At 73.2% G+C, this 14,158-nt stretch carries 10 protein-coding genes; 6 read left to right on the forward strand and 4 right to left on the reverse strand.

Annotation, left to right across the window (positions count from 1 at the left end; translation table 11 throughout):
* The first annotated feature begins 20 nt into the window (after positions 1-20).
* Positions 21-449: a MarR family winged helix-turn-helix transcriptional regulator gene (locus FHR36_RS28825; RefSeq protein ID WP_253801775.1), complete on the forward strand. Its 429-nt coding sequence runs from the start codon at positions 21-23 to the stop codon at positions 447-449.
* A gap of 111 nt (positions 450-560) precedes the next feature.
* On the opposite strand, the gene FHR36_RS28830 is transcribed toward FHR36_RS28825, so the two are convergent.
* The gene (locus FHR36_RS28830; RefSeq protein WP_253801777.1) at positions 561-2,771 is read right to left on the reverse strand and encodes an MMPL family transporter; all 2,211 of its coding nucleotides are present in this window, start codon (positions 2,769-2,771) and stop codon (positions 561-563) included.
* Between the two features lie 190 nt (positions 2,772-2,961).
* Positions 2,962-4,452: a 30S ribosomal protein S1 gene (gene rpsA / locus FHR36_RS28835; RefSeq protein WP_253801779.1), complete on the reverse strand. Its 1,491-nt coding sequence runs from the start codon at positions 4,450-4,452 to the stop codon at positions 2,962-2,964.
* Between the two features lie 343 nt (positions 4,453-4,795).
* Here rpsA and FHR36_RS28840 point away from each other — a divergent pair, with 343 nt between their 5' ends.
* From FHR36_RS28840 to FHR36_RS28850, 3 genes are all read left to right on the forward strand, one after another.
* Positions 4,796-5,713: a class I SAM-dependent methyltransferase gene (locus tag FHR36_RS28840; RefSeq protein WP_253801781.1), complete on the forward strand. Its 918-nt coding sequence runs from the start codon at positions 4,796-4,798 to the stop codon at positions 5,711-5,713.
* Positions 5,714-5,719: 6 nt separating this feature from the next.
* A complete protein-coding gene (gene hrpB, locus FHR36_RS28845) occupies positions 5,720-8,257 on the forward strand; it encodes an ATP-dependent helicase HrpB (protein WP_253801783.1) in 2,538 nt (845 codons plus the stop codon).
* Positions 8,258-8,452: 195 nt separating this feature from the next.
* Positions 8,453-9,703 (forward strand): MFS transporter, encoded by a 1,251-nt coding sequence (locus FHR36_RS28850; RefSeq protein WP_253801785.1) that lies wholly within the window; start codon positions 8,453-8,455, stop codon positions 9,701-9,703.
* Positions 9,704-9,741: 38 nt separating this feature from the next.
* Here FHR36_RS28850 and FHR36_RS28855 read toward each other — a convergent pair whose 3' ends face one another.
* Positions 9,742-9,936 carry a hypothetical protein gene (locus tag FHR36_RS28855; protein WP_253801788.1) on the reverse strand — a complete coding sequence of 65 codons (195 nt, stop codon included), beginning with the start codon at positions 9,934-9,936 and terminating at the stop codon, positions 9,742-9,744.
* Positions 9,937-10,107: 171 nt separating this feature from the next.
* Complete coding sequence (gene polA, locus FHR36_RS28860; protein WP_253802007.1) at positions 10,108-12,786, reverse strand: DNA polymerase I; 2,679 nt, start codon at positions 12,784-12,786, stop codon at positions 10,108-10,110.
* 205 nt (positions 12,787-12,991) lie between these two features.
* Between polA and FHR36_RS28865 the strand changes: the two genes are divergently transcribed.
* Both FHR36_RS28865 and FHR36_RS28870 read left to right on the forward strand, forming a co-directional pair.
* On the forward strand, positions 12,992-13,444 hold the full coding sequence (locus FHR36_RS28865; RefSeq protein ID WP_253801790.1) for a PaaI family thioesterase: 453 nt from the start codon (positions 12,992-12,994) through the stop codon (positions 13,442-13,444).
* Positions 13,445-13,519: 75 nt separating this feature from the next.
* Positions 13,520-14,122 carry a hypothetical protein gene (locus FHR36_RS28870; protein ID WP_253801792.1) on the forward strand — a complete coding sequence of 201 codons (603 nt, stop codon included), beginning with the start codon at positions 13,520-13,522 and terminating at the stop codon, positions 14,120-14,122.
* Positions 14,123-14,158: the final 36 nt, after the last annotated feature.

Below are 14,158 nucleotides of genomic sequence, written 5' to 3' on the forward strand. Positions count from 1 at the left end.
CTCGGCGCTAGACTTCTCCCATGGACACCGACCCGCCGCCGCACGACGCCCTGGAACTGGCCGCCGACCTGCGGCTCGCGCTCGGGACACTGGTCCGCGCCCTGCGCGCCGACGACGAACTGCCGCAGAACCAGGCGGCCGTCCTCGGCTGGCTGATCCGCGAGGGCCCGCGCACCACCAGCGAACTCGCCGACCTCCAGCGGGTCCGCCACCAGTCGATGGCCCGCACCGTCTCCCTGCTCGCCGACGCCGGCCTGGCCACCCAGCAGCCGCACCCGTCCGACGGCCGCAAGCTCCTGGTCGCCGCCACCCCCGCCGGCACCGCCGCGCTGCACGCCCAGCGCGCCCGCCGCGAGGCCGCCATCGCCACCGCCCTCACCGAACGCCTCACCCCCGCCGAACAGCACCGGCTCCGCGACGCCATCCCGCTGCTGCGCCGCCTGAGCTGATCAACGCCCTGTGCCGCTGCCCCCCCACCTCGGAGGTGGGGAGCAGCGGCACAGGGCGCTGTGATGCGATCTTCTCCGCTGCGCCGACGCGCGGCAGGGCGTGGAGCGGGGCTACGCGCCGCCGACCGGGACCAGCTCCCGCTCGTCGGCGGGCCGCTGGGCCGGCAGGACGGCCGGGGCGAGCGGCGGCAGGTTGACGTGCTCACTGAGGCCGATGATCCGGTGCAGGCGGCGCAGCGGGGCCGGCGCCCACCAGTTGAGCTTGCCGAACAGCGACATGGTGGCCGGGACCAGCAGACAGCGGACCAGGGTGGCGTCGACCGCGACGGCGACCGCGAGGGCGATGCCCATCTGCTTGACCATGAGCATCTGCCCGGCCGCGAACCCGGCGAAGACGATCACCATCAGCAGGCCGGCCGAGGTGATGATCCGACCGCTGCGCTGCAGGCCCAGCTGGACGGCGCGCGAGCTCTCGTACCCCTGGTCGTGCAGCTCCTTGATCCGGGAGAGCAGGAAGACCTCGTAGTCCATCGACAACCCGAAGGCGAAGGCGAACACCAGCACCGGGACGAAGGTCTCCAGCCCGCCGGTCGGGGTGAAGCCGAGCAGCCCGCTGAAGTAGCCGTGCTGGAAGACCAGGGTCAGCGCACCGAGCGAGGCGGTGAGCGACAGGACGTTCATCAGCAGGGCCTTGATCGGCATCACCACCGATCCGGTCATCATGAACAGCAGTACCAGGGTGCCGACCGCGACCAGGCCGAGCGCCCACGGTCCGCGGGTGGCGATCTCGTGCTGGAAGTCCACCAGGGAGGCGGCGTCGCCGGTGACGTACGTCTTCAGGCCGTCGCGGTCGGCGCGCAGCTCCTTGACCACGGTCTTGGCCTCGGCGCCCTGCGGGTCGCCGTGGACCAGGACGTCGACGGTGGACAGCCGGTCGCCGACCGGGGTGACGGCGCGGACGCCGCTGACGCCCGGCAGCTTCGCGACCACCGAGTCGGCGTACGCCTGGGCGGCGGCCTTGTCGCCCTCGACCACCACGGTGACCGGGGCCGGGGCCTGGCCCGGGAAGCGCTGCTGGACGGTCTCGGCGACCTGGCGGGAGGCGAAGCTCTTGGGCAGCACGTCGGCGCCGGAGTTGCGGAAGTGCGAGCCGAGGAAGGGGGCGCCGGCGGCGATCAGCAGGGCGATGCAGGCGAGCATCACCGGCACGGCGCGCTTCTGCACCCGGCGTACGGTGCGGGAGAAGAAGCCCTCGTCCGGGACGGGCGAGGTGGGTGCCTTGATCCGCCGGCCGACGAAGCCGAGCAGGGCGGGCACCAGGGTCAGGGCGGCGGCGACCGCGATCACCACGACGCTGACGCCGGCCGCGGCGACGGCCCGGAAGACCGGGCTGGTGAAGACGAAGAGCCCGCTGAGGGCGACCGCGACGGTCAGGCCGGAGAAGGCGACGGTCCGGCCGGCGGTGGCGGAGGTCCGCTCGACGGCCTGGGCGATGGTGGCGCCGTGGCCGCGTTCCTCGCGGAAGCGGTTGACCATCAGCAGCGCGTAGTCGATCGACAGGCCGAGGCCGAGCACGGTGGCGATCGGCAGCACGCTGGTGTCGATGTCCATGATCTTGCTGAAGCCGAACATGGCCAGCAGCGCGCCGCCCACCGAGGCGATGGCGCCGATGCCCGGCAGGCCGGCGGCGGCCAGGCCGCCGAAGACCAGCACCATGACGATCAGGGTCAGCGGCAGGGTGACGATCTCGCCGAAGCGGGTGTCGGCCTCGGTCTGCTTCTTGACCTCGTCCTGCAGCACCAGGTCACCGCCGACGGTGACGTGGGCGTTGCCCGCGTGGATCTGCTCCAGGCGGTCGGTGACGGCGGTCAGCTGCTGGGGCGTGGAGGTGTCGCCCATCCGGACCGAGACCAGCGAGGCGTTGCCGTCGGTGGCCGTGAGCTGCCCGCCGGTGGAGTAGGTGTCCGCGACCGAGGCGACACCGGGAAGCTTCGCGAGGTCGGCGGTGGCGGCCTGGACGGCGGCCTGCACGGACCGGTCGGTGGTCGGCGCCCCGTCCACCACGGCGGTCACACTGCCCTTGACGGGGTCGGCGGCCTCGACCACCGCGGTGCCCTTGGCGGACTCCGAGCCGCCCGAGCCGGTACCGGCGACCGAACCCTCGAAGACCCGACCCCCGATCAGAACGCCTGCGGCCAGGACGACCGCCCAGAAGGCGAGGACAAGGCGGCGGTGGCGGAAACACACTCGACCGAGGGCGGCGAGCCGTCCACCGACCTGGAGATCGGCCTGGTGCTCGACGGTGGTGCGGGGGTTGCGCATACGGGAGCCTTTCGGACAACTCCATTCAATGTAGGCGGATCAGCCCGTTCGTCCTATAGAAGGACGATGAGCCCCACATCACAATTTCCTACACATAAACGACACATAAGGAATTCCGAAAAGCAAAACCCCCGCTCGGCGAACCGAGCGGGGGTTTCGTCAGCTACTGCTGGAGCTGCTCAGAGAGCGATCAGCTCTGGCCACCGGCCAGCTTCTCGCGCAGAGCGGCGAGCGCCTCGTCCGAAGCGAGAGCGCCGGAGCCCTCGTCGCTGCTGGAGGAGTACGAACCGCCACCGGAGACCGGGGCCTCCTCGCCGGCCTCGGCGGCAGCCGCGGCGTCGGCCTCACGGCTCTTGATGACCTGAGCCTGGTGCTGCTCGAAGCGGGCCTGCGCCTCGGCGTACTGGCGCTCCCACTCCTCACGCTGCTTCTCGTAGCCGGGCAGCCAGTCGTTCGCCTCGGGGTCGAAGCCCTCCGGGTAGATGTAGTTGCCCTGGTCGTCGTACGAGGCGGCCATGCCGTACAGGGTCGGGTCGAACTCGACCGACGCCGGGTCGGCACCGAGGGACTCGTTGGCCTGCTTCAGCGAGAGGCTGATGCGACGACGCTCGAGGTCGATGTCGATGACCTTGACGAAGATCTCGTCGCCGACCTGGACGACCTGCTCCGGGATCTCGACGTGGCGCTCGGCCAGCTCGGAGATGTGGACCAGGCCCTCGATGCCCTCGTCGACGCGGACGAACGCACCGAACGGAACCAGCTTGGTGACCTTGCCGGGGACGACCTGGCCGATCTGGTGGGTCCGGGCGAACTGCTGCCACGGGTCCTCCTGGGTCGCCTTCAGCGACAGGGAGACACGCTCGCGGTCCATGTCGACGTCGAGAACCTCGACGGTGACCTCCTGGCCGACCTCGACAACCTCGGACGGGTGGTCGATGTGCTTCCAGGACAGCTCGGAGACGTGCACCAGGCCGTCGACGCCACCCAGGTCCACGAAGGCACCGAAGTTGACGATCGAGGAGACGACGCCGGAGCGCACCTGGCCCTTCTGCAGGGTGGTGAGGAAGGTCTGGCGGACCTCGCTCTGGGTCTGCTCCAGCCAGGCACGGCGGGACAGGACCACGTTGTTGCGGTTCTTGTCCAGCTCGATGATCTTGGCCTCGAGCTCCTTGCCCACGTAGGGCTGCAGGTCGCGGACGCGACGCATCTCGACCAGCGAGGCCGGGAGGAAGCCGCGGAGGCCGATGTCGAGGATGAGACCACCCTTGACGACCTCGATGACGGTACCGGTGACGATGCCGTCCTCTTCCTTGATCTTCTCGATCGTGCCCCAGGCACGCTCGTACTGAGCGCGCTTCTTGGACAGGATCAGGCGACCCTCCTTGTCCTCCTTCTGGAGGACCAGGGCCTCGATGTTGTCGCCGACGGCGACAACCTCGTGGGGGTCGACGTCGTGCTTGATCGAGAGCTCGCGAGACGGGATGACACCCTCGGTCTTGTAACCGATGTCGAGGAGCACCTCGTCACGGTCGACCTTCACGATGACGCCCTCAACGATGTCGCCATCGTTGAAGTACTTGATGGTCTCGTCAATGGCGGCGAGGAACGCCTCGGCGTCGCCAATGTCGTTGACCGCAACCTGCGGGGTGGTGCTGACAGAGGTGTCGGTGGGGCTCGTCATTAGGAAAAGGGCTCCGGTACGGACATGAAGTCGTAGGTAATGCCACGCGGAGGGCCCGTATCGCTCCCACCGAAAGCCGGACAGCCCAGAACACGGCACACCGGGGATCCCGAGTTCCGGGTTCCGGTGTCCGCCTAGCGACCGTGGGGTCTTCGACAGATGCGAGCGCGACCTGCTCCGTCCGAGGCGCGCAGGCCCGCAGCGCAACTTGTAGCATACGGGGACACCCGGGCACGGTCAACGCCGAAGGCGCCGAGACCGGTAGAGGCCGGGACTTATCAGGCCATATCCTCCGAATGCGCCAGTGGCGCTTCCGCACCCCACACCCTACGCGACGGGCGTTATGATCTTGGCCACCACCCCCGACCCCGAGGACCTCGACCCGTTCCGCGAGGAGGGCGAGACCCCCTTCGAGGCCCCGGACGACTCCGTCTTCGACGCTCCCGCCGCCGACGGGGACGAGGACGACGACGAGGCCCTGCGCCGGGACGCCGGGGTCGTCGAGTCCAGCCGGGCCAGCCGGCACTGGTGGGACCGCAACGCCGACGAGTACCAGGACGAGCACGGGGAGTTCCTCGGCGACGCCCGCTTCACCTGGTGCCCCGAGGGCCTGGACGAGGCCGACGCCCGGCTGCTCGGCGAGGTGGCCGGCCGCGACGTGCTGGAGATCGGTGCCGGAGCCGCCCAGTGCTCGCGCTGGCTGGCCGCCCGCGGCGCCCGACCGGTCGCCCTCGACATCTCCCACCGCCAGCTCCAGCACTCGCTGCGGATCGACCAGGCCCGCGGCGCCGACCCGGTCGCCGTGGTCCAGGCCGACGCCGCCGTGCTGCCCTTCGCCGACGGCTCCTTCGACCTGGCCTGCTCGGCGTACGGCGCGGTGCCGTTCAGCGCCGACACCGCGGCGCTGATGCGCGAGGTGCACCGGGTGCTGCGCCCCGGCGGGCGGTGGGTCTTCTCGGTGACCCACCCGATCCGCTGGGCCTTCCCCGACGAGCCGGGCGTCGAGGGACTGACCGCCACCGCGTCGTACTTCGACCGCACCCCCTACGTCGAGCAGGACGATGAGGGGCGGGCCACCTACGTGGAGCACCACCGCACCGTGGGCGACCGGGTCCGCGAACTGGTCGGCGCCGGCTTCCGGCTGCTGGACCTGATCGAGCCCGAGTGGCCCGCCGGGCTCGACCAGGAGTGGGGCGGCTGGAGCCCGCTGCGCGGCCGGCTGTTCCCGGGGACCGCGATCTTCGTCGCCGAGCGGGGCTGACCGCCGGTGCGTCCGTCGGGCCTGGAACTGCCCGTGCGCACCGCCGTCCCGGCGCTCGCCCGGGCCCTGGACGCGGACGGCACGGCGGTGCTCTCCGCGCCGCCCGGCACCGGCAAGACCACGCTGGTGCCGCTCGCCCTCGCCGGGCTGGTCGACGGCCTGCCGGGTCCGCCGCGCCGGGTGCTGGTCGCCGAGCCGCGCCGCCTCGCCGTCCGTGCCGCGGCCCGCCGGATGGCCTGGCTGCTGGGCTCGCCGGTCGGCGCCACGGTGGGCTTCACTGTGCGCGGCGAACGCCGGGTCGGCCCGGAGACCCGGGTCGAGGTGGTCACCACCGGCGTACTGCTGCAGCGTCTGCAGCGCGACCCCGAACTGCCCGGCGTCGACGTGGTGGTGCTCGACGAGTGCCACGAGCGGCACCTGGACGCCGACACCGCGCTCGCCTTCCTGCTGGACGTCCGCGCCGCCCTGCGCCCCGAGCTGCGCCTGGTCTGCGCGTCGGCCACCTCCGACACCGCGGCCTGGGCCGAGCTGCTCGGCGGCGCCGCGGTGGTCGAGGCGCACGGCACCGCCCACCCGGTCGAGGTGGTGTGGGCGCCGCCGCCGCGCACCGTCCGCCCGCCGCAGGGCACCCGCACCGACCCCGTGCTGCTGGAGCACGTCGCCGCGACCGTCCGCCGGGCGGTCGCCGAACGCACCGGCGACGTCCTGTGCTTCCTCCCCGGCGTCGGCGAGATCGCCCGGGTCGCCGGGCAGCTCGGCCTGCCCGCCGAGGTCGAGGTGCTGCAGCTGCACGGGCAGGCGCCGGCGGCGGTGCAGGACGCGGCACTGGCCGTCGGCGAGCGGCGGCGGGTGATCCTCTCCACCTCGGTGGCGGAGTCCTCGCTGACCGTGCCCGGGGTGCGGGTGGTGGTCGACTCCGGCCTGGCCCGCGAACCGCGCACCGACCACGCCCGCGGCCTGGCCGGCCTGGTCACCGTCCGGGCCTCGCTGGCCGCCGGCCGGCAGCGCGCCGGACGGGCCGGCCGCGAGGCCCCCGGCGCCGTCTACCGCTGCTGGGCCGAGGTCGAGGACGCCCGGGCCGCCCGCTTCCCCACCCCGGAGATCGCGCTCGCCGACCTGACCTCCTTCGCCCTCCAGGCCGCTTGCTGGGGCGACCCCGACGCGGCCTCGCTCGCCCTTCCCGACCCGCCGCCCGCCGGGGCGATGGCCGCCGCCCGGGGCGTGCTCACCGCCCTCGACGCGGTCGACGCCGACGGCCGGGCCACCGACCGCGGCCACCGGATCGCCCGCACCGGCCTCCACCCCCGGCTCGCCCGTGCCCTGCTGGACGGCGCCGAGGCGGTCGGCGCCCGGCGCGCCGCCGAACTGGTCGCCCTGCTCTCCGAGGAGCCGCCCCGGGCCCTCGGCGACGACCTGCTGGAGATCTGGCGCACCGTCCGCTCCGGCGACCGGGACCCGTACGCCCGCCGCTGGCGCGAGGAGGCCCGCCGGCTGGAGCGGGCCGCCGGCCGGACCGAGGCCACGGACGTGCCCGACCCGGTCGCGGCCGGTCTGGTGGTGGCGCTCGCCCACCCCGAGCGGATCGCCCGCGCCCGGACCGCCGCCGAGCCGGGCCCCGGCGACCGGGCGCCCCGGCCGTACCTGATGGCCTCCGGCACGGCCGCCGAACTCGCCGCCGGCTCGCGGCTGCCCGCCGCGCCGTGGCTGGCGATCGCCGTCGCCGACCGGCCCGCCGGTTCGCCCTCGGCCCGGGTCCAGCGCGCCGTGGTCCTCGACGAGGCCACCGCCCGGCAGGCCGCCGCTCCCCTGACGAGCGAGCGCGACGAGGTCGAATGGTCGACGCGGCAGGGCGAGTTGACCGCCCGTCGGGTCGTCTCGCTGGGCGCGATCGAACTGGCCGCCGTCCCGCTGGACAGCCCCGACCCGCAGCTGGTCCGGGCCGGACTGCTGGCCGGGCTGGCCCGGGAGGGCGTCTCCACCCTGCTGAGCTGGCCGCCCGCCGCGGCCGGACTGCGCGAACGGCTGGCCTTCCTGCACCGCACGCTCGGCGGGCCCTGGCCCGCGGTCGACGACGAGGCGCTGCTGGCCGCCGCCGACCGGTGGCTGGAGCCGGAACTCTCCCGCGCCCGCCGCCGCGCCGACCTGCGACGGATCGACACCGGGGACGCCCTGCAGCGCCTGCTGCCCTGGGCGAGCGGCGAGGCCGGACGGCTGGACGAGCTGGCGCCCGAGCGGATCACCGTGCCCAGCGGCTCCCGGATCCGGGTCGACTACTCCGACGAGCGCCCGGTGCTGGCGGTCAAGCTGCAGGAACTGTTCGGCTGGCAGGCCGCACCGGCGCTCGCCGGCGGGCGGGTGCCGCTCACCGTCCACCTGCTCTCGCCGGCCGGCCGGCCCGCCGCCGTCACCGGCGACCTGGCCGGCTTCTGGCGCGAGGGCTACAAGGCCGTCCGCGCCGAACTGCGCGGCCGCTACCCCCGCCACCCCTGGCCGGAGAACCCCGCCACGGCCGAGCCCACCCGCCGTACCAACCCGCGCAGATGACACCCCGACAGGCCGTCTCCCCGCGTCGTCCGTACCCAGTCCAACGGCGCGCGGGGGGCGAGTCGTTCCCGTCCGGAGTGTGAGTTTTCCCCGGTCGGCCGGGCCTTCTGCGGGCCCTGATCCGGGCCCCATACTCCGAGGTCTGCGTCGGGGGGCGGTCCTTCGCGCATGCGTGGAAGGACGGCGTCCAAGACTGTGGCACCCCTGGCATCGTGGCTGGTCTCCCGTGGCATCCTGCTCGAACCCGGCCCCCGGCGGACCCTGGCCGTGGCGAGCTTCGTCAACCAACTCGGCGGCAGCGCCTTCATGCTGAGCGCCGCGCTGTTCTACACCCGGATGGTCGGGCTGTCGGTGGCCCAGGTCGGCGGCGGGATGGCGGTCTCCGCGCTGGTCGGGCTGCTCGCCGGCGTCCCGGTCGGCCGGCTCGCCGACCGGCGCGGCCCCCGCGAGGTCTACCTCGCCACGCTCGCCGTCCAGGCGGTGGCGATGGCCTCGCTGGCCCTGGTCCGCTCCTTCTGGCTGTTCGTGGCGGTGCTGTGCGTGGTCGAGCTGGCCGCCTCCGCCACCCAGGCCTCCCGCGGACCGCTGGTGCGCCGCCTCGCCGGGGAACGCCCGGTCCGGTACCGGGCCTACCTGCGGGCGGTGGCCAACCTCGCCGGCAGCCTCGGCGCGCTGCCGGTCGCGCTCGCCGTCCAGCTGGACACCCGCGGCGCCTACCTCTGCCTGGTGCTCGGCAACGCCCTCAGCTACCTGGTCACCCTCGCGGTGGTCAGCCGGATCCCCACCCTGCCCCCGCTGCGGCAGCCGGCCGGCACCGGACGCTGGACCGCCCTGCGCGACCGCCCGTACCTGGCGGTCACCGTGCTGGACGGGCTGATGTCCCTCCAGGGCGACGTGCTGACCTTCGCCCTGCCGCTGTGGATCGTCGGGCACACCGGGGCGCCGCGCTGGATGGTCGGCACCTGCGTCCTGCTCAACACCGGCCTGGTGGTGGCCCTCCAGGTCCGAGCCTCGCGCGGGGTCGACTCCTCGACCACCGCGGCCCGGGTGTGGCGCCGCTCCGGCTGGGCGTTCCTGGCCGGTACGGCCGTGATCGCGCTGACCGGCGGCGCCCTGCCCGGGTGGGCCGCGGCCCTGCTGCTCCTGCTCGCCGTCGCCGTCCACACCGTCGGCGAACTCTGGCTCGCGGCGGGCTCGTTCGAACTGCGGTTCAGCCTGGCGCCGGCCCACGCCCAGGGCCAGTACTCGGGGGTGTTCCGGCTCGGCAGCGGGCTGGTGGGGGTCGCCTCCCCCTCCGTCCTCGGCCTGCTCTGCATCGGCTGGGGCGCGCCCGGCTGGCTGCTGCTGGGCGCCGGCTTCGTCCTCGCCGCGGCGGCCATGCCCCCAACCGTCCGCTGGGCCGAACGCAGTCGGTCCGGGCGGCCGCCACTCGCCACGGCGGCCTGACGGCTTCCCGCGGCCTCGAAGCCCCTCTGCAGCGAGGTTCAGAGGTGCCCGCCCGGCGGGACCGTCCCCGGGGTGAAGCGCGACGGGGAGGCCGCCGGGTTGGGCAGCGGGCTGAGGGTGAGCACCGGGTCGCAGGTCATCAGGCGCCCCGACGGGTCGTACGCGCAGGTGGGGTTGCGGCTGAAGGTGTGGTTGTCGCAGTTGCAGTCGTGGCCGGGGCTGATCTCGGTCACCGGCTTGTGGCTCGACCGACGGCTGACGCTCGGCGTCGGCGTCGGGGAGGGCGTGTCGGCGGCCGGCTCGACGCTCGGTTCCGGTGACGGCGACAGGGCCGGGGACAGCGTCGGGGACGCGGAGGGGGCGCGACCGGTGGGGCCGACCCGGGGCCGGCCCCACCGCAAGGATCAGTGGGCGGCGGCCTCCCAGTTGGCGCCGACGCCGACGGAGACGTCGAGCGGGGCGCGCAGCGGGTAGGCGTCGGCCATCTGCTCGCGGACCAGGGTCTCGACCTGCTCCCGCTCGCCGGGGGCGAGTTCGAGCACGATTTCGTCGTGGACCTGGAGCAGCATCCGGGAGGAGAGCTTCGCCTCGGTGAGCGCCCGGTCGACCTTCAGCATCGCGATCTTGACGATGTCGGCGGCCGAGCCCTGGATGGGGGCGTTGAGGGCCATCCGCTCGGCCATCTCGCGGCGCTGGCGGTTGTCGCTGGTGAGGTCGGGCAGGTAGCGGCGGCGGCCGAGCAGGGTCTCGGTGTAGCCGACCGCGCGGGCCTCCTCGACGACGTTCTGCAGGTAGTCGCGGACGCCGCCGAAGCGCTCGAAGTAGGTGTCCATCAGGCCCTGCGCCTCGGCGGGCTTGATGCCGAGCTGCTGGGAGAGGCCGTACGCGGAGAGGCCGTACGCGAGGCCGTAGGACATCGCCTTGATCTTGCGGCGCATCTCGGCGTCGACCCGGTCGCCGGGGACCTCGAAGACCTGGGAGGCGACGGTGGTGTGCAGGTCCTCGCCGCTGGCGAAGGCCTCGATCAGGGCCGCGTCCTCGGAGAGGTGGGCCATGATGCGCAGCTCGATCTGCGAGTAGTCGGCGGTGAGCAGCGACTCGTAGCCCTCGCCGACCACGAAGGCGCGGCGGATGGCGCGGCCCTCCTCGGTGCGGACGGGGATGTTCTGCAGGTTGGGGCCTTCGGAGGAGAGCCGGCCGGTGGCGGCGACCATCTGGTTGAAGGTGGTGTGGATCCGGCCCTGCGGGGAGACGGTCTTGAGCAGGCCCTCGACGGTGGTGCGCAGCTTGGCCTGGTCGCGGTGGCGCAGCAGGATGACCGGCAGTTCGTTGGTGGTCTGGGTGGCGAGCCAGGTGAGGGCGTCGGCGTCGGTGGTGTAGCCGGTCTTGATCTTCTTGGTCTTGGGCAGGCCGAGCTCGCCGAAGAGGATCTCCTGGAGCTGCTTGGGCGAGCCGAGGTTGAAGGGGTGGCCGGCGGCGGCGTGGGCCTCCTCGACGCAGCGCTGGATCTCGGCGGCGAACTGGGCCTCCAGGCCTTCCAGCCAGGCCCGGTCGGCGGCGATGCCGAAGCGCTCCATGCGGGCGAGGAGTTCGGCGATCGGCAGTTCCATGTCGTGGAAGAGGCCGACCGCGCCGACCTCGGCGAGCCGGGTCTCGAACAGCGCGGCGAGGTCGAGGATCGCGCGAGCCTGGGTCATCAGGGACCGGGCGCCGGCGGTGGTGTCCTCCTCCTCGGCGTCGAAGGAGAGCTGGCCGGTCTCGACCTCGGCGGCGGGCGCCAGCGAGCGGGCCAGGTACTCCTCGGCGAGCACGTCGAGGGTGAAGGTGCGGCGGCCGGGCTTCTCCAGGTAGGCGGCGAGGGCGGTGTCGGCGGCGACACCGGCGATCTGCCAGCCCTGCTCGGCGAAGGCCCGCATGACGTGCTTGGCGATGTGCAGCGCCTTGGGACGGGTGGGGTCGGCGAGCCAGTCGGTGAGGGCGCGGTCGTCCGCCTCCTCCAGGCCGGCCGGGTCGAACCAGGCGGCGGTGTCGGCGGTGGCGAGCGCGATCTCCTGGACGCGGCCGGCGCCGAGCGCCCACTCGTAGACGGCGGCGACGGCGACCAGGCCCTTGCCGTGCTCGTCGAGCCAGGCGGCGAGCGCGCCGGGGACGGTGAGCAGCTCGCCGTCGACCTCCGGGCCGGGGGCGGCCGAGGTTTCGGCGGCGGTCTCGGCGCCGGCCGGGTCGATGCCGTGGACCCGCTCGCGGAAGTTGGGGTTGCGGAACTCCAGCGCCTCCATGATCCGGCCGACGGCCTCCCGGTCGAACGCGCCGCGGGCCAGCTCGGGCACGCCGAGCGGCAGTTCGACGTCGCGGACCAGTTCGGTGAGGACGCGGTTGCGCTTGACCGAGTCGAGGTGCTCGCGGAGCTTCTCGCCGATCTTGCCCTTGACCTCGTCGGCGCGGGTGACCAGTTCGTCGAAGGAGCCGAACTGGTTGACCCACTTGGCGGCGGTCTTCTCGCCGACGCCGGGGATGCCGGGCAGGTTGTCGGACGGGTCGCCGCGCAGCGCGGCCAGGTCCGGGTACTGGCGCGGGGTGACGCCGTACTTCTCCTGGACCTTCTCCGGGGTGTAGCGGGTGAGCTCGGAGACGCCCTTGGTCGGGTAGAGCACGGTGGTGTGCTCGCTGACCAGCTGGAGCGAGTCCCGGTCGCCGGTGACGATCAGGACCTCGAAGCCGGCCGCCTCGGCGGCGGTGGCCAGCGTGGCGATGATGTCGTCGGCCTCGAAGCCCTCGACGGTCAGCCGGGGGATGCTCATCGCGTCGAGCAGTTCGCCGATCAGCGGGACCTGGCTGCGGAACTCGTCCGGCGTCTTGGCGCGGTTGGCCTTGTAGTCGGGGAACTCGGCGGAGCGGAAGGTCTGCCGGGAGAGGTCGAAGGCGACCGCGAGGTGGGTGGGCCGCTCGTCCCGCACGGTGTTGGCGAGCATCGAGGCGAATCCGTAGACCGCGTTGGTCGGCTGGCCGGTGGTGGTGTTGAAGTTCTCCACGGGCAGGGCGTAGAAGGCCCGGTAGGCCATCGAATGCCCGTCGAGCAGCATCAGCCGGGGCCGGTCGCCCGTACTCTTGCCTGCACTCTGCGTAGCCACGTCCACGTCCGTCCTGCCGGTTCCACTGCCAGCCCCGATCCTAGGGCCCGGCACGGACAACGGGCGCAAGGACGCAAACCGCCCGTCCTACCGGCGGGTACCCGGCCGTACGATCAAGGGGACACGACGACGTGATCCCTCAAGCGGCAGGAGCACCATGACCGACGCGGCCCCCGTTTTCAACGTGCCCCAGGACGTCCTCGACCACTTCGCCAAGCTCGGGGTGACCGCGGAGACCTTCTCCGGCGGCCACCTCGGCGACAAGCTCGGCATCCGGATCGTCGAGGCCTCGCCGGACCGGGTGGTCGCCACCATGCCGGTCGAGGGCAACCAGCAGCCGTACGGGCTGCTGCACGGCGGCGCCTCGGCGGCGCTGGCGGAGACCATCGGGTCGATCGGGGCGATGCTGCACGCCGGCCCGGGCCGGTACGCGGTCGGGGTGGACCTGAACGCCACCCACCACCGCTCGGCGATGTCCGGCCTGGTCACGGGCGTGGCGACGGCGGTGTTCAAGGGCCGCACCGCGGCCACCTACGAGATCGCGATCACCGACGACACCGGCAAGCGGATCACCAGCTGCCGGCTCACCTGCATGCTGCGGGACCTGTAACCGAAGCGCGCTCCGCCCCCTGGTTTGGCCGGTCCCGGACAGGGGCACTCCTCGGCTGGACGAGGGGGCGGTGGCGTGTCCGGAGAGGGTGAACGGCCGAGCGGGGCCCACGGGTTCCTCGGTCCGGTGGAGGCCGGTTCGGGGTCGTCCGCCCCGCTGCCGCCGCTGCGCCCGCACCCGTCGGTGCTGACCCACCGTCAGAAGTACCTGCTGACCGCGGTGCTGATCGCCCTGGGCGCCCTGTGGGCCGCGCACCACGCGGCCGGCCACCGGCCCGACGTCGCGGCCAACTCCCCTCCGCCGTACCCCTCGCAGGCGGCCCGGTTCGGTTACGCGGGCCCGGCTCCGCGCGGCGACGAGGCGTTCGCGCTGCGGCTGGAGGCGTACAACCTGTCGAAGGCGCCGCTGGAGGTGCTGGACGTCAGCCAGGGCTACCGCGGGATCTCCGTGCTGGTCACCGGGGGCCTGCCGCGGACTGTCGCGCCGGGGCAGAGCGTCGAGCTGCTGGTGGCCCTGCACGTGACCGACTGCTCGGCCGCGCCGGCCGACGCGGAACTGCCCTTCCTGGATGTAACGCTGCGTAACACGCGCGCCATGGAGACGGTCAGCCAGATCCTCGGCGACGCCTACGCGCACGACCTCTCCGCGAGCCTGCACCAGGCCTGTCCGAATTCCTGATTTTCGGACACGCGTGACCGCTCTGACCAGGTCGAA

The sequence above is a fragment of the Kitasatospora cinereorecta genome, assembly GCF_024172095.1.
In the GTDB taxonomy this organism is placed as follows: Bacteria; Actinomycetota; Actinomycetes; order Streptomycetales; family Streptomycetaceae; genus Kitasatospora; species Kitasatospora cinereorecta.